This is a genomic window from Paenibacillus gallinarum (assembly GCF_014836635.1).
Taxonomy (GTDB): Bacteria; Bacillota; Bacilli; order Paenibacillales; family Paenibacillaceae; genus Paenibacillus; species Paenibacillus gallinarum.
Genome location: NZ_JACSQL010000008.1, coordinates 25,401 through 40,457 on the forward strand (window position 1 = coordinate 25,401; position 15,057 = coordinate 40,457).

15 protein-coding genes and 1 other annotated feature are annotated in these 15,057 nt (G+C 41.0%); of the genes, 9 read left to right on the plus strand and 6 right to left on the minus strand.

All coding sequences use genetic code 11. The annotated features are described in order from the left end of the window. Nucleotides 1-105: 105 nt before the first annotated feature. On the plus strand, nt 106-1,902 hold the full coding sequence (locus tag H9647_RS16365) for a M3 family oligoendopeptidase (RefSeq protein ID WP_191801916.1): 1,797 nt from the start codon (nt 106-108) through the stop codon (nt 1,900-1,902). A gap of 209 nt (nt 1,903-2,111) precedes the next feature. Further along, complete coding sequence (locus H9647_RS16370; protein ID WP_191801918.1) at nt 2,112-2,513, plus strand: O-methyltransferase; 402 nt, start codon at nt 2,112-2,114, stop codon at nt 2,511-2,513. A gap of 97 nt (nt 2,514-2,610) precedes the next feature. On the opposite strand, the gene H9647_RS16375 is transcribed toward H9647_RS16370, so the two are convergent. Together H9647_RS16375 and H9647_RS16380 are read right to left on the minus strand one after the other, a co-directional pair. Beyond that, the gene (locus H9647_RS16375) at nt 2,611-2,826 is read right to left on the minus strand and encodes an alpha/beta-type small acid-soluble spore protein (protein ID WP_191801921.1); all 216 of its coding nucleotides are present in this window, start codon (nt 2,824-2,826) and stop codon (nt 2,611-2,613) included. Nucleotides 2,827-3,050: 224 nt separating this feature from the next. Then, nucleotides 3,051-4,028 (minus strand): aldose 1-epimerase, encoded by a 978-nt coding sequence (locus H9647_RS16380; protein ID WP_191801922.1) that lies wholly within the window; start codon nt 4,026-4,028, stop codon nt 3,051-3,053. Nucleotides 4,029-4,212: 184 nt separating this feature from the next. After that, nucleotides 4,213-4,460, plus strand: a binding site (T-box leader). A 67-nt stretch (nt 4,461-4,527) separates the two neighbouring features. On the opposite strand from H9647_RS16380, the gene trpS reads away from it, so the two are divergent. Continuing rightward, on the plus strand, nt 4,528-5,508 hold the full coding sequence (gene trpS / locus H9647_RS16385) for a tryptophan--tRNA ligase (protein ID WP_191801924.1): 981 nt from the start codon (nt 4,528-4,530) through the stop codon (nt 5,506-5,508). Nucleotides 5,509-5,511: 3 nt separating this feature from the next. Here trpS and H9647_RS16390 read toward each other — a convergent pair whose 3' ends face one another. Then, nucleotides 5,512-5,694 (minus strand): hypothetical protein, encoded by a 183-nt coding sequence (locus H9647_RS16390; RefSeq protein ID WP_191801926.1) that lies wholly within the window; start codon nt 5,692-5,694, stop codon nt 5,512-5,514. A 121-nt stretch (nt 5,695-5,815) separates the two neighbouring features. Between H9647_RS16390 and H9647_RS16395 the strand changes: the two genes are divergently transcribed. Beyond that, nucleotides 5,816-6,034, plus strand: a complete 219-nt coding sequence (locus H9647_RS16395) for an alpha/beta-type small acid-soluble spore protein (RefSeq protein ID WP_191801928.1) — start codon at nt 5,816-5,818, stop codon at nt 6,032-6,034. Between the two features lie 150 nt (nt 6,035-6,184). Here the strand turns inward: H9647_RS16395 and H9647_RS16400 are convergent, their stop codons facing one another. Then, entirely contained in the window at nt 6,185-7,174 is a 990-nt protein-coding gene (locus tag H9647_RS16400) for a metal-dependent hydrolase (RefSeq protein ID WP_191801930.1), read from the minus strand. Nucleotides 7,175-7,490: 316 nt separating this feature from the next. Here H9647_RS16400 and cyoE point away from each other — a divergent pair, with 316 nt between their 5' ends. Together cyoE and H9647_RS16410 are read left to right on the plus strand one after the other, a co-directional pair. After that, nucleotides 7,491-8,423: a heme o synthase gene (cyoE, locus tag H9647_RS16405; protein ID WP_191801933.1), complete on the plus strand. Its 933-nt coding sequence runs from the start codon at nt 7,491-7,493 to the stop codon at nt 8,421-8,423. Nucleotides 8,424-8,710: 287 nt separating this feature from the next. Next, nucleotides 8,711-9,271: an SCO family protein gene (locus H9647_RS16410; protein WP_191802296.1), complete on the plus strand. Its 561-nt coding sequence runs from the start codon at nt 8,711-8,713 to the stop codon at nt 9,269-9,271. A 52-nt stretch (nt 9,272-9,323) separates the two neighbouring features. Here the strand turns inward: H9647_RS16410 and H9647_RS16415 are convergent, their stop codons facing one another. Both H9647_RS16415 and H9647_RS16420 read right to left on the minus strand, forming a co-directional pair. Continuing rightward, complete coding sequence (locus H9647_RS16415; RefSeq protein WP_191802298.1) at nt 9,324-9,677, minus strand: toprim domain-containing protein; 354 nt, start codon at nt 9,675-9,677, stop codon at nt 9,324-9,326. Nucleotides 9,678-9,851: 174 nt separating this feature from the next. Then, nucleotides 9,852-11,003, minus strand: coding sequence for an MFS transporter (locus H9647_RS16420; protein ID WP_191801935.1), 1,152 nt, complete (start codon nt 11,001-11,003; stop codon nt 9,852-9,854). Nucleotides 11,004-11,184: 181 nt separating this feature from the next. Between H9647_RS16420 and H9647_RS16425 the strand changes: the two genes are divergently transcribed. From H9647_RS16425 to H9647_RS16435, 3 genes are read left to right on the plus strand one after another with little or no spacing between them, the layout of a single operon-like run. Then, nucleotides 11,185-11,622 (plus strand): ATPase, encoded by a 438-nt coding sequence (locus H9647_RS16425; protein WP_191801937.1) that lies wholly within the window; start codon nt 11,185-11,187, stop codon nt 11,620-11,622. Nucleotides 11,623-11,663: 41 nt separating this feature from the next. Continuing rightward, the gene (locus H9647_RS16430; RefSeq protein WP_191801939.1) at nt 11,664-12,815 is read left to right on the plus strand and encodes a transglutaminase domain-containing protein; all 1,152 of its coding nucleotides are present in this window, start codon (nt 11,664-11,666) and stop codon (nt 12,813-12,815) included. 39 nt (nt 12,816-12,854) lie between these two features. Further along, nucleotides 12,855-14,921 carry a peptidoglycan D,D-transpeptidase FtsI family protein gene (locus H9647_RS16435; RefSeq protein ID WP_191801941.1) on the plus strand — a complete coding sequence of 689 codons (2,067 nt, stop codon included), beginning with the start codon at nt 12,855-12,857 and terminating at the stop codon, nt 14,919-14,921. Nucleotides 14,922-15,057: the final 136 nt, after the last annotated feature.

A 15,057-nucleotide genomic window follows, 5' to 3' on the forward strand; every position in this document is an offset into this window, starting at 1 on the left:
TAGAAGCTTACTTCTGATATAGTATTAGTTATACACCTTGAACAGGGGTTGTTCAAACCTGTTTCTTGATGTTTTTGAAAAATAAATATAAGAGGTGGCAAAAGTATGAGTAAAACACTGCGTCAAACATGGGATTTGGAAACGATTTTTAGCGGAGGTTCCTCATCGGAAACCTTTGCTGTTTATCTTAAACAACTGGAGCAGGATATCGCAAGTCTAAATACACAAGTGGCTGATGCCAAAGTTCCTGTGACAGTGGAAGATACATATGCTCACGATGGAATGATTGATCAGCTTCAAGATATTATTGCACGATTGTCAGAAGGATCGGCCTTTGTATCATGCCTTGGTGCAGAGAATCAAGATGATAAAAAAGCGGTACAGCTCACGGGCAGAATTGCTTCGCTTCACGCCCAGTTAGCGAGTGTGAAGACTAGGTTTGACAGCTTGCTGCAACAAACGGATGATGAAGTCTGGACAGGGTGGATGAAGCGCCCTGAGATCATGCCAATCGCTTTTGTTATGAATGAGAGCCGTCAAGAAGCGAAAGAGAAAATGGCACCTGAACTGGAAAGCTTAGCGCTTGATCTTGCAGTGGACGGATATCACGGTTGGGGAGATTTCTACGATACGATCGTAAGTAAAGTGCGGGTTCCTTATGAAGAGAATGGGGAAACGACTTTCTTGTCTGCGGGACAAGCGGCGAATAAATTACAGCACCCCAATCGTGAAGTACGTGAATCGATGAGTGTGAGTTGGGAAAAGGCTTGGAGTGAGGCGGCAGACTACTGTGCTGACACCCTTAATCATCTCGGCGGTTTCCGTTTGAAACTGTATGAAAGAAGAGGATGGGATTCTGTTCTCAAAGAACCACTTGCTATTAACCGGATGTCTGCACAGACCCTTGATGCGATGTGGGATGTGATAACACGCGCGAAACCAGCCCTTGTCAAATATCTGGAACGTAAGGCTAAGCTTCTTGGTGTTGAGCGTTTATCCTTTGCTGACGTATCCGCACCTATTGGTGAATCAACAGGAACGATTTCTTACGAGGAAGCGGCGGAAAGTATTGTATCTCAGTTCCGTAAATTTAGCCCTCGGATGGCTGATTTTGCACAGATGGCCTTTGATAAACATTGGATTGAGGCTGAGGATCGCCCAGGTAAACGACCTGGTGGATTCTGCACATCGCTTCCCGTAAGCAAGGAAACACGTATTTTTATGACTTATGCAGGTACTGCCTCTAACGTGTCCACACTAGCCCATGAGCTCGGACATGGTTATCATCAGCACGTAATGGATGATATGGAGATCTTGAATCAAAGCTATGCTATGAACGTAGCAGAGACGGCATCTACTTTTGCAGAGCTAATTGTAGCAGATGCACTGATCCAAGAAGCAGATGAAACAGAAAAACTTGCTTTACTGGAAGAAAAAATTCAGAATACGGTTGCTTTCTTTATGAATATTCATGCTCGTTTCCTTTTTGAGACACGTTTCTATGAGAAACGTAAAGAAGGTCTTCTCAGTGCAGCGGAATTGTCTGAGTTAATGGAGGAAGCACAGCGGGAAGCATTCTGTGATTCTCTTGGTTCATATCATCCAACATTCTGGGCATCGAAGCTGCATTTTTATATCACGGGAGTACCTTTCTACAATTTCCCTTATACATTTGGTTTCATGTTCAGTACAGGGATTTATGCACAGGCTCAAAAAGAAGGAGCAGCATTTGCTGAGAAATATGACAATTTATTACGGGATACCGGCCGGATGACAGTGGAGGAACTTGCTGATAAACATCTAGGTACAGATGTAACGAAACCTGATTTTTGGCAGGGAGCTGCTGATTTATGTATCGCTGATATTGAACAATTTCTTCAAATGACGGAAGGCCTACAATAGAACTCGAATGAATAGGACCTTAGCAGCGATGCTGAGGTTCTTTTTTTATAAAAGTTATTGATTTATGCCTGAAGTTTGTCGAAATATGATTATAGAATAAAAAAACATTATTTTTTTGCATAAAATTGTTGTAAAATAGAAAAATTTGACATATACTGAGTCACAGGCCCTATATATGTATAGGCTAAAAGTATAAGAGGATGGTGTATATGATCTCACTTGATCAGCTTTCTCTACCTAGACAACTGGATATTGTCTTTAGAGCACTTGATGAAGAACTTACAGGTCTTGATTCAGGAATCGTTTTTGTGCAAATTCGAAATAATGTTATAGGTAAATTCGGGATTAGACATTATCCTGTACCTATGAAAAAAGTGATGGAGAGTTCTAAAGGACTCACAGAAACTCAGCGTTCTTCTTTTCGGCTTATGGCCCTGGAATCTCTAAAGTTAAAAAAACACTGGACGCATGGAGAAATCACTTATGATTTCGCCGTTAGAAATGACATGATTGTTGTAGATTCAACCTTAGAGTCCAATTATAACCTTGCTAGTTTGATGATTCGTTACCCACGTACTACATATACAGATATTCAATTAGGCCCATCATAATAACAAAGCGGCCCTCTCCACAAAGAGAAGACCGCTTCGTTTAACCCGCTTAGATTCTTGCGTGGAACCTAGCTAGATTTATGAAAAGATAACGACGTTATTGACGACCAGCCAATTGCTGTTCAGCGATTTGTACCAGACGTTTTGTGATATAACCTCCGAGAGATCCAGTCTCACGGGAAGTATAGTTACCGTAGTAACCATCTGCCGGAATTGTTACGCCTAGCTCTTGTGCTGCTTCCAATTTAAGTTGTTGAAGTGCAGCATTTGCTTGTGGAACTACCAAGTTGTTAGAACGAGATCCTGATGCCATGTGTTGTCACCTCCTTTTGTGCTTTGTGAGATTAGTATGGTTTTAGGAAGAGAAAATATACTTAAAAAACAAGCAGGTAACAAGTGGAAAAAGCAGATTTAGTCTGAGGTGAAATTGGAGATGAAATCTGAGGTAAAAACAAAGATCAACTTGTTTTAGAATACGTGTGTATACAACACAAATAGACAGCTGAATCAGCTGTCTATTTGTAAAATATGTTTTTATTATTCTCGCTCTGCAGGTTGAACGATTTCAATCTGTGTAAAAAGTTCAATGGTTTGACCAGGCTCCATATGTATGAGTCCTGTAAAGTCTGCATTTCTCTCCATATTGGGAGCATCGGGCAACCAAGTATAAGGTTCAATGCACAAATAATCACTGCTTTCTCCTTTGGTAAATAATACCCAATGTAAAAAAGAATCTTTATTCGCTGTATATTTAATGGCATAACCATCATTACGCGTTAGATAAGCAGTGTCATGTTCACGATCTGATCTAAATATGGTATCTAGATTGTGCCCTGCTAGATTTATTCCATAAGGCAGACCGGCTAGAGAACCCAAATCCTCTAAATCTCCGGTTGGCAATAAATCTTCGTTAAGCGGATAAATTCCATTCACCGGAAGTTTAATATTCCAACGCTGTGGCTCACCATCGAGCATAAACCAAGTGTGGTATCCCATACCAAATGGTGCTGCATGATCACCTTGATGGGTAACACGAAGTTGCTGTGTCAGAGTAGAACCTTGCAGTCGAAAAGTCATTGAAAGTGTCATAGGAACGGGAAAATGTCTCATCCAGAGTTCATCTTCACTTGTCTTCCATTCTGTTGTTACGGTGCATCCATCTTCATCTTCTTCTATGTCACTAACGCACCAAGGCTGTGTACGATGAAGTCCATGAATATGGTTATTATTTACGGAATTTTGAGCAAATTGATACTCTTGACCTTCATATTCAAAGTGACCCAGGTGAATACGCCCTGGGGGGATCAACATCGGAACACCAAAATGGTAAGGTTTCTGAAGATAAAAAGCGAGATCCTGTTCGTCAGGTTTACGAACGACTTCCCGGTTTTGAATACGATCATAAATGGATATAATGTTGTTACCGAGGCGGGGTAGCAGGGTGACTTCAAGATCACGACTGTGCAAAATATAAGTATCATAGCCGTTCCAAAGCCCTTTGGTCACTTGTTTCATCTTTTTTGCTCCTTTTCCCACGAAAGATCTTAAGCATCTTACACGTATGTCTATCATAACAGATAATTGTATCTGTAGTAAAAAGCACTTGGATTTCACAAATGAAATTTATGTAATTTATGCTTCTCATATTTCATGTTGACATTAGAACTTTATCATGATTATGATAAAGCAAGTATATAACTTATAATCGTTGATAGGGATAAGTAAGCTTAGTGATGGCAACTTGCAGAAAGCCGATGGTTGATGCGAATCGGTGTTGCGGACTTTGACTGAATGGACCCTGGAGAGCCCGGCTTAACGAGAAGTGATCCTTCTTTAGTAGGTCAGGACGACTAATCCGCGTTAAGGAAGATAAGGTTGCTTATGAGTAGTTTTTGATGTGCGAATAGGCAACAAATTAGGGTGGCACCACGGTCTCACGTCCCTTTCACGGGATGTGGGGCCTTTTTGTATTTTGTTTTATTTTGAAAGATATGAATTGTAGGAGGAATAAAGAATGAAAACGGTATTCTCGGGTATTCAACCTAGTGGAAAACTAACCCTAGGGAATTATATTGGGGCAATGAAAAATTTCGTTAAGTTACAAGACGAATATCATTGTAATTTTGTAGTTGTAGACTTGCACGCAATTACGGTTTCACAAGACCCAGCTGCGCTTTACGAACAATCTAAAGATGTTGCTGCTTTGTATCTGGCCGCTGGAATTGACCCAAAGAAAGCAAATGTGTTCTTGCAATCTCATGTTCCTCAGCATGCAGAACTCGGATGGATGCTGACTACGCTGACAGCGATGGGTGAACTTGAACGTATGACACAATTTAAAGATAAATCGGCAGGCAAAGAATCCGTAGGGGCAGGACTCTTTGTATATCCTTCTTTGATGGCAGCTGATATTCTGCTCTACAACGCGGATCTCGTACCGGTTGGAGATGACCAGAAACAGCATATGGAACTGACAAGAGACCTCGCTCAGCGGTTTAACCGTCGTTATGGAGAGTTCTTTACCATTCCTGAAATCTATACGCCAAAAGTCGGGGCACGGATTATGTCACTGGATGATGCATCTAAAAAAATGAGTAAGAGTAACCCGAATCCAGGAAGCTATATCTCGCTTTTGGATACACCTAAAAACATTCGTAAAAAAATCAGCCGTGCAACAACGGATTCGGACAGTACGGTCCGATTTGATCCTGCGAACAAACCGGAGATCAGTAATTTAATGAGTATTTACAGCGAATGTTCCGGACTCTCTCTGCAAGAGATCGAAAAACAGTACGAAGGACAAATGTACGGAGCTTTCAAGAAGGAACTTGCGGAAGTCGTGGTTTCTGTTATTGAACCGATGCAGGAGAGATTCCGTGAAATTCGTGAGTCCGATGAGCTGATGCGTATTCTAAATGAATCTGCTGAGCGGGCAAGAGAGATCGCCGCTGCAAATCTGACAGAAGTGAAGAAACGGATGGGGTTTGTTGTTTAGTATCTAAGACTGGTTCATTTCAGCACGATTTCGTTTTGCCTTAATGATAAATCCCCAGCCGATATTGCAGGTGGCTAAAATACTAAAGAGTAGAGCTAACCATAAGGAATGGCTAAGTGAAACTGCGGTGACCATAAGTAATATAATAGAAGAAGCGGCAAACCAAAGAGACAGACCTTTACTCATGTGAAAGTACCTCCAAAAAAATATTTTTAAAAAGAAGTATAGCTTTTCGAGAGAGAGCCATAATAATCTTGCAAGCTTGCAACAGCATATATCACGCGCGAAGCGAAAGGAGATTACACACATGGCATCAGGATCTCGTTCTAACAATTTGGTAGTTCCACAAGCGAACGCTGCACTTCAACAACTTAAATTGGAAGCTGCTCAAGAGCTGGGCGTAACAATTCCGGCGGATGGTTACTACGGTAACTACACTTCCCGCGAAACAGGTTCACTCGGGGGATATATCACAAAACGTCTGGTACAAATCGCTGAACAGCAATTGTCTGGTCAAAGCAAATAAATGTAATACAACAATCACATTAGTGAGCTTGGACGGTATTCCTACCGTCCAAGCTTTTTGTGTTACCTATGTAGCTGATTCTGCATGAAAGCGGTATATTCCGTCAAGCATAAAAAAACGGCCTTAAGGGCCGTTTTCTCTTTTTTATAGTTAGATGTGAGAGCCAAGGGATAATTTCTTCTCCATCTTATCCTCACTAAGCCACCCTACATAAGTGCTGATCGGTTCATAATTTTTGTCCATTACCATACAGGCAACAAAGGGATATTGTTTACGATGACGATACCTTACATCTCCCCATCGAACAAAATAGCCGAAACTTAATTCTTCTACTTCTGCAACAGCAAACGAAGTGAAATATAGAAATGCCTGAATGTCTGGATGAGATTTAGAAATCTCTACAGCAGGATGATCTGAGGACACAGCATGCTTACTCCAAACGAGGAGATGTCCATCTAGTTTCCCAATCTCGTAGCTGCCATCTTTGTGTGCTTTTACTACATGCCAGCGGTTTAAGTGAATCGTAGGTATCACATAATACTTATCTTCAGGAACCGATGAAGTATCCATCTTTCTTACTTGTTTTGTTTTGGAATAATGAACTAGTGTACGCCAGACGTAATAAAGAGCCAAGAATGAATAAAGGACAATAAAAGTGGGTGCAGGATCGAAAATCCCAAAGAACCAGAATAAAATAGCGATCACATGGGTTGTAAAAAGAACCGGATCAAAAATATGAATGATATTCCACGAAATCCATTTTTCTGTAAATGGTCGCATAGCTTGTGTCCCGTATGTATTAAATACGTCGGTAAATACGTGAACACACACGGCTATTCCGGTCCATAACGCAACATGCAGGATCGGTATGTCTCGGAACAACAAGGAAATAACGGCAGTAATCAGCGCTGTCCATATAAATAGAAAGGGAATCGAATGCGTTATTCCTCGATGATTTCTTATATAGGAAGCATTGTTCTTTTTAATCCGAAGAACGGTATCGATATCTGGAGCTTGTGACCCTGCAACTGTGCCAATCATGACGGCAACGGCCAGTTCTGGATTTGAGGCCACGACAGGGTCAACGAAGCTTAGGCCAGCAAGACCAAAACCCATAACAAAATGTGTAGCTGTATCCATGTAGGTACTCTCCTTTTGGTAATCAAGTCATAAATTCTGCTGAAATTGTTACTTTGTAATTATAAAGATATTAAATTATTTAATGCCCTATTGGGGAAATCTCTATTCAAGTAAGAAAAGATACAATGCTCGTATTTTGCCATAAAGGTACATGATATTCCAATAACTTACCTCACAAATAGGAAATTTGTCATAGCCTATTCATATTTCAATGATCTTTGTCAAAGACTTTCCTTATTTGTTATGATAAAATTTATATCGGAGGCAATAATGATTTTCTCCAATAAGACGTTCATCGTAAGGAGGATTTACAAGCGTGAATAATAGATATCAGGCATCTTCCGATACAGCAGCTATCCCCGCACGGCCTACGCCGCCGAGAGAATCTGCAACATGGAAAGATTTTGTTGTTTTAACAAAGCCAGGCATCCTGAGAACAAACCTGGTTGCAGCATTTGGTGGTTTTTGGCTTGGATCACAATGGGATGTTGATTATTTAAGAATGATTATTACCATGATCGGGACAATGCTTGTTATGGCCTCATCCTGTGTGTTTAATAATTATTTTGATCGTGAATTAGATAAAAAAATGGAACGGACTCGTAATCGCGCACTACCCACTGGGAAACTAAGCCCGAAGGTAGTGCTTACTTATGCTGTCAGCTTAGGAATTTTGGGACTTGTCGTTTTGTTTGCCTATTCCGGCTGGCTTGCAGGCGTCCTTGGTATTTTTGGGATGTTCATTTACGTCATCATCTACACATTATGGCTGAAGCGTTCATCCACATGGAGTACATCCATAGGCGGATTCTCCGGTGCGGTACCACCCGTTATCGGATATGTAGCTGCATCAGGAACACTTGATCTTGGCGCTCTACTTTTGTTCGCTTTGTTGTTTCTATGGCAGCCTCCACATTTCTGGGCACTGGCAATTCGCAGGGTAGAAGATTACCGTGCTGCAGGATATCCGCTTCTTCCTGTGGTAAAAGGGATCGAACGTACAAAAATTCAGATGATTCCTTATATTATCCTTCTAGTCCCTGTGCCTATTCTGATGTATGTGTACAATTACACAGGTTTTGTGTTTATGATTGTTTCGTTAGTTTTATCATTGATATGGTTATTTTACGGCTTCCAAGGTTTCAAAGCAAAAGACACCGATGCCTGGGCCAAAAAAATGTTTTTCTTCTCAATTAATTACCTAACGATCAGTTTTCTTCTTATGATCCTAGATACGGTTCATAAATAAAAAGAATGACTTTGTTTCAAAAACGATGTCTATTTTTATTACACCAAGTAACTTTGCGTTAATCATGAAATAAGAGGGAGACCTGCTCCAAACGGGATGGGCCTCCTCCTTTTTTACTCTTCAGCTTCAATAATATTACATAGTTGGATCTATTTTATAACACCTTTAGTTGCATTTCATATATCGCATACATCGTTTTCATCAACCATTCATTGAAGAAGGAGCGGATCTTTTTGATTTTCAAAAAGTACATATGGACGTGGATATTATTATTGATTGCAGCAGTTATGGCAGGTTATCTCATTTATAATGCACTCGATTTTGGGAAAGAAGAGTATCCAAAGTTAGGGAAAGTAGATAGTTTTTCAATGGAAAATGTGGATGGAAGCACTGTTTCTCTAGAAGATACGGAAGGGAAAACACGGCTGTTTTATTTTTATTTTACAAGTTGTCCTGATGTATGTCCGGTGACCACTTTTAGCATGTCACAGATTCAGGAACTTTTGAAGGAAGATGGGACGTTTGTCAAAGATGCTTCTTTTGTTTCTATATCATTTGATCCAGAAGTAGACACTAGAGAGACTATCAAAGCCTTTGGAGATCGATTCAAAGCAGATTATTCAGGCTGGTATTTCTTGAGGGGAGATGCAGAAGAAACAAAGCAGTTAGCAAGAGAATCATTCAAAATTCTCATTGAAGGAAATAGCGTGGATAATTTCGTACATGCTAATCTGATTGCATTGGTCGATGAGGATAACAATATACGCAAAATCTATAATGCTTCTAATACAGAAGAAGCTGCGCCGGAGATCATTGCAAGAGACGTTAGAAATGTAGTGAGTGAATAATAGCTTTATCTGTATCGTGAAGAAGCTGTGTCCATAAAGGCACAGCTTTTTTTTATTGAAATGGTTGCTGAAAGTCAGGGTAGATAATGTATTCATCGAGACCTGCTTTTTCTAACTGGGCAATAAGATACTCATCAGGTGTACCTTCCACTCCTGCATAACCTCGTCTGGTATAAATATGCTCTGCATCCGGGAAAGTATCTCTGAGTTCACCTCGAATACGTTTTCCAGAGCTGTCATTGTCCATAAACAAATAAACCTCATCATATTTAATCTGTTTACGAAGTTTCTCAAGCTTCATGCTATTGAGTGTTCCATACGTGCATAAAATAGAAATCTCGGGTTGTAACAACCGACGGAGTTTGCTGCGATCATTTTTACCTTCCACAATGACATGAATCGGCATCGTATGCTTCACCTCTTGTTTTATTCGCATATGAACTCGAAATTCCCCGGGAAATGTTTATGTTCTATTTTATCGCAAAGTATGGATTTCATGCAAAAAGATCAGTCCATTATTGGGCTGATCTCAAACGGTAGACAAAATTAGTCTCACCTAGTTTGCCTACCGTCTTTTTTATTAGATGTGTTTTGGTTCTGGAGTAAGTGTGGAGGTGCGCACTTGTTTTGAAAAAGGTAAAAATAAGAGACCAATCATGAGGACAAGGAAAGCTAGGAAGTAAGGAGAGATCTCCATTCGAATCTGTCCTGATGCGATGGGGCCTACAAACGAACCTAATGAAGTGGCGATAGATTGAATGGAAAAAATCCTTCCAAGCCTAACTCCGCCGCTTAGCTGTACAAACATAGTAGCTAGTGCTGGGAAGATAATACCTTTGGATGTGCCCAGGACATATAGAATGAGCCATAAAGGCAGTTCGGGCGCAGAAGCGAGTAGAAAGAAGCTGATTGCCATCAGTAATACGCCTGCGGCAAGACGAAGCTTCGTTGAATAACGATTGAGAAACAACATACTTAATGTAGTGAGTGCTCCTAGACTGATGATAGAGAATAAGAGGCCTGTTGATAAGATGGAAGCTGATCCGCTGCCTCTCAGGGGGAGTTCAAAGAATAGAACGCCTTGAGAGCATGCAATGACTAGCGGTAAAACAAAATAACGCCAAGATATCGGAAGAAAACGGCCTTCCATAGGAGGCAACACTTTGGCACTCTGGGTACTTGCTGCCTTTACGGCAGGAATCGTAAAAAATGCCATCAGCCCAGTAATGATCAGCAGAATTCCAAGAATCTGAAAAGTCCCGGAGAAGCCAATGCCTGCAACAATGAAGGCGCCCGCTGCGGGAGAGACCACAGAAGCCAGTGTATGGACCACACCATGTCCCGACATATACTTTCCTTGCGTGGTTGGATCAGACGACAACTGAGCAAGCAGAGTCATACAGGCAGGAGAGAGAAAAGCAAGAACAAATCCGCTGAGTGCCCGTAAAATAAGTAGTTGCCACGGGGTATCAACATAGGCTTGAAGCAACAAAAGGATCCCAGCAGTTGTTAGACTGAAAATAATGTAACGCTTGCTTCCATACTTATCGATTTTTGTGCCTGCAATCAGATTTCCCGGTAGATGGGTTAAGGAATAAATGCCCATCATCCAACCAATAAAGGTGGGAGCTGCGCCTAATGAAATCGCAAAAGGCGTAAGAATAGGATACTGAGCATGTAAATCGAAGAAGGCTAAAAAAAGAAATAAATAAAGCCATATGGCCGTTTTCAAGGAAACAGCACCTCCCATTTCAATATATAGCTAGAACATCGTATGATATACTTGTACGCCTAATGGGACAGTCTTATACCGTATTTTTGCGTAAACCGGCGCTTAGCTGACAGCAGTATCGGTAATCATGTATAATATTCGGGAACTCATAACAATGGAGTTCGGGAGGTGGATGATCATAATGGATTTAGAAGTATGGAAAGAGTTCGTACAGCAAAATTGGCTGGTTATTATTGTTGCTTTGATCTTGTTGTTTATTGTCATTAATGTACTTAAGACGGTACTCAAGTGGGCTATCGTTCTTGTAATTGTGGCCGCACTGATCATATACAGCGGTGTTTCTTTGGACCAGATCAAAGATGTAGTTACGGATGTAAGTTCGTCTACTGTGGAAACGGTGAAAACAGAAGCACAAGAATTGATGCAGAACGAAGCGAAGCAAGCTACCTATGTTCTTCACGAGGATGGAACGTTTACTATTACGAGTCCCAATGTGGAAGTTTCAGGAGAACAAGGTAAAGATAAAGTGAAAGTAAGTCTGCGCGGTGTATCTGTAGGTGAGTGGAGTATTAATAATGCTGCTGTGAAACAGTACATGGAAACCGCACAAACTAAATAAATAAAGATAAATATAAGTATAGGTATAACAGGGGTGAAAACATGTTCGAATCATGGATCGATAGCCTATTGAACGGAAATGTGGTCACGCTTGTTTTATTGGTCATTCTCCTTGTATCACTGATTCAAGGATTTGCAAGAGGAGCTTCACGCTCAGCAGGAGCATTGGTAAATCTGGTTACGGAAGGGATGTTTACCGTCATTGGCCTTGCTGGTGCTTTTTTGCTATCTATGAAGTTATCTCCAATTATCCAAACGTGGCTAGCACAGTACAGTGAGAACATACCTAATCGAGATTTGAAAGTATGGGAGCAAATTTATTATACTGCCATTACCGGGCTCACTGATTTTCCGTTAATGCGATTTGCTGTTCTTTTTATGATTAGTTATGCAGTGATACGTTTTGTTCTTTCTGTAATTGGTGGTTTGCTTACAGGGCTTGGCCTTGGCAGGTCAAATACCAGATCTCGTAAGGATCCAGGAATGATTAGTCGCCTTCTTGGTGCTGCTTTCGGAGTTGTTGTCGGCGTAGCGAGAAGCATTCTGGTAATTGCGCTGTTGTTTATATTAGTGAGTCTATATCCAGGAAGTGCATTCAGTAATTATGTTGAATCTTCCCCTTTGTATCAGCAGGGTGCCAAAAAAGTGATTGAACCGCTCTCGGGAACACTGATTAAGGAACGGCTTCCTGTCATTACCCAAGCGGCTAAAAATGAACTGACCGGCATAATGCAGCGAAGATATGAAGTGATCGATCGGAGTATTCCTAAGGATATAGAAGGAGCAGCTGCTAAAGTAACAGAGAACGCGGCCACTGATGAAGAAAAGGCAAAGGCGCTCTATCAATGGGTAGGTACTCGTGTTGAATATGACTACGGAAAAGTAGAGGACTATGAACAAAGAGGCATTTGGAATGAGCAAACACCGCAGGATACTTTTCAAACCATGAAAGGCGTTTGCATTGACTATGCAAGGCTATACGCGGTTATGGCCCGGTCACAAGGATTGGATGTAAAAGTCATTACAGGTCTTGGATATAATGGACAAGGCGGATACGGTGCTCATGCATGGAACGAAGTATATTTAAGTGAGACAGATGAGTGGGTACCTCTTGATCCAACTTGGGCGAATAGTGGGAATTGGTTTAATCCATCAAACTTCTACGACACCCATATTAAAGATCAGTCCTTATAATGTATTTGTTAAACCGCAGTTAGAAAGGATAGTTTAGGAATGAGCAAAGAGGAAACAGACCCATATATGAAAAAAGAGATTTTGAAGGAGAAAAGGTTTACTTTTCGACTAAATGTCTTTTTCCTTGCTACCTTTTTGATCTTTGGTGTACTGATCATCAGGCTGGCTTATCTGCAGCTGGTTCAGGGTCCTACGCTAAAAAAAGAAGAAGCAAGTGTCGCAACGAAAAGTGTATCTCTTTCTCCCATTCGAGGGACGATATTTGACTCTACGGGCGAGAATCGCCTCGCCTATTCGACCTCGACTCAGTCTTTGTATGTGAGTTTAGATAAAAACTACACCCGTGAAGAAAATAAAGATGAATTAAAAGAGCTGGTTTCGAGTCTCAAACATGTTTTTGATCGGTATGGAGATCCGAGCAAAGCAATGACAGAAGCTGAAATAGAAGAAGCTCTTGATATATCCTATCGCAAGAATTACGGATATACGCCGAGAAGAATTAAGACGGATCTGACAGATGAAGAGATCGCCTATTTTCTATCGCATAAGGATGATTTCCCAACGGTAGAAGTGGTAGAAGAAAACGTGAGACGTTATGACGAGGATACCGTTGCCGTACAGACTGTAGGATATATGAAACCATTCCGCTCCGTAATTGATCCAGATTATGGACTCGGTTATTATCTGAAAGCCAAGGAAGAAACGGACCCTAAACTTCAATATCTGGACGACGAGGAAGTCGGATATGATGGTATAGAGTTTATGTTTCAAGAGGAATTAAGAGGAACAAAGGGCGTTAAGACTTTCCCAGTTAACTCACAAAATCAAATTTCTGGTGAAGCAGAGATTACGGCTCCTAAAAAAGGGAATAACGTGTGGTTATCTATTAATAAAGATGTTCAGTTGGCTACCGAGCAGGCAATCATGGACCAATTGGAATATTTGCAAACGACAAGTAATTCTAATATAAAAGCACCAAATGCCAAAACGGGATTTGCAGTTGCCATGGAAGTGGACACAGGCAAGATCGTAACGATGGCGAGTATGCCTGACTATGACCCGAACATTTGGACAAAAGGAAGCATGACACAAGAAGAACTTAATAATATTGCTCCTTATGCTTCAAATGGCGCAATTCGCGAAGTGTATCAGTCCTACAGCAGTAAAGAAGAGAGTTATAAACATCCATCTTCCACTGTGCTGCTCGGTTCCGTTATTAAGCCTTTATCTGTTCTCATTGGTCTGCAAGAAAACTTATTTACGACTTCTACTTTATATAATGATGTGGGGGTAGGGAAGTTTGGTAAGAAGGGTTATGAAACTTCCGTTCGAAATTCGGGGAGTCACGCTTACGGTTTGATCGACCCTGCTTCTGCTATTGAACATTCTTCCAATGCGTTCATGGTAGAAATGGTCGGCAATAAATTATATGAGAAGTATGGTGCAGATGGCGTTGACGTATGGGATCAGTACATGAAGGAATTTGGGCTGGGGGTATCGACAGAGAGCGGTTTACCTAATGAGCAGTCTGGTCTACGCGAATATATAAATGAAGCACAGAATAGCAGTTCGCAGTCAGCGCTTGCCTATGCTTCTTTCGGACAGCAAGGAAAGTACACAACACTCCAGCTTGCTCAGTATACAGCCATGCTTGCGAATGAAGGAAAACGACTGAAACCACAAATTGCAAGCAAGATTACGGATGTAGAAGGCAATGTAGTGAAGGAATTTGGTGCGGAAATACTAAACACCGTTGAATTTGATTCTTCTTATTGGGATGAAATCAAAGCAGGGATGAACAGTAATGCTCAAGGATTTGAGGGATTCCCGTATGATTTTGCTCGCAAAACAGGAACATCTCAGCAAAGTGTAGGTGGCGAACTCGTAGAAAACGGCGTCTTTATTACATTTGCTCCTAGAGACAACCCGAAACTTGCTATTGCTGTGGTTGTGCCTGAGGGAGGATTTGGATCGGTTAGTGCAGCGCCTATTGCACGTAAAATTTATGATGCCTATGATCAATACATTGGCCTTGACGGAACACCAAAAATTCAAGATACTCAAGATCAGAGTGAAGCTTCTGAACAAGATGATTCCGGTGAATAGGCTTTGAAATATCCATTTGCAATATAATATGATAAAAACAGCGTGTGCCACGTTAATGAGGCGCACGCTGTTTTGTCGTTTTATGACGAAATTGTAATCAACAAAAGAGAAATTTGGATATCAGTTGTGGTAGAAT

Coding starts and splice junctions, on each gene's coding strand:
- H9647_RS16390 (WP_191801926.1), bottom strand. CDS start 5,694: ATGAGTAAAGGTCTGTCTCTTTGGTTTGCCGCTTCTTCTATTATATTA.
- H9647_RS16395 (WP_191801928.1), top strand. CDS start 5,816: ATGGCATCAGGATCTCGTTCTAACAATTTGGTAGTTCCACAAGCGAAC.
- H9647_RS16375 (WP_191801921.1), bottom strand. CDS start 2,826: ATGGCATCAGGATCTCGTTCTAACAACTTGGTAGTTCCACAAGCAAAT.
- H9647_RS16380 (WP_191801922.1), bottom strand. CDS start 4,028: ATGAAACAAGTGACCAAAGGGCTTTGGAACGGCTATGATACTTATATT.
- H9647_RS16430 (WP_191801939.1), top strand. CDS start 11,664: ATGTTCGAATCATGGATCGATAGCCTATTGAACGGAAATGTGGTCACG.
- H9647_RS16370 (WP_191801918.1), top strand. CDS start 2,112: ATGATCTCACTTGATCAGCTTTCTCTACCTAGACAACTGGATATTGTC.
- H9647_RS16425 (WP_191801937.1), top strand. CDS start 11,185: ATGGATTTAGAAGTATGGAAAGAGTTCGTACAGCAAAATTGGCTGGTT.
- H9647_RS16365 (WP_191801916.1), top strand. CDS start 106: ATGAGTAAAACACTGCGTCAAACATGGGATTTGGAAACGATTTTTAGC.
- H9647_RS16400 (WP_191801930.1), bottom strand. CDS start 7,174: ATGGATACAGCTACACATTTTGTTATGGGTTTTGGTCTTGCTGGCCTA.
- H9647_RS16410 (WP_191802296.1), top strand. CDS start 8,711: ATGGCAGGTTATCTCATTTATAATGCACTCGATTTTGGGAAAGAAGAG.
- trpS (WP_191801924.1), top strand. CDS start 4,528: ATGAAAACGGTATTCTCGGGTATTCAACCTAGTGGAAAACTAACCCTA.
- H9647_RS16415 (WP_191802298.1), bottom strand. CDS start 9,677: ATGCCGATTCATGTCATTGTGGAAGGTAAAAATGATCGCAGCAAACTC.
- H9647_RS16435 (WP_191801941.1), top strand. CDS start 12,855: ATGAGCAAAGAGGAAACAGACCCATATATGAAAAAAGAGATTTTGAAG.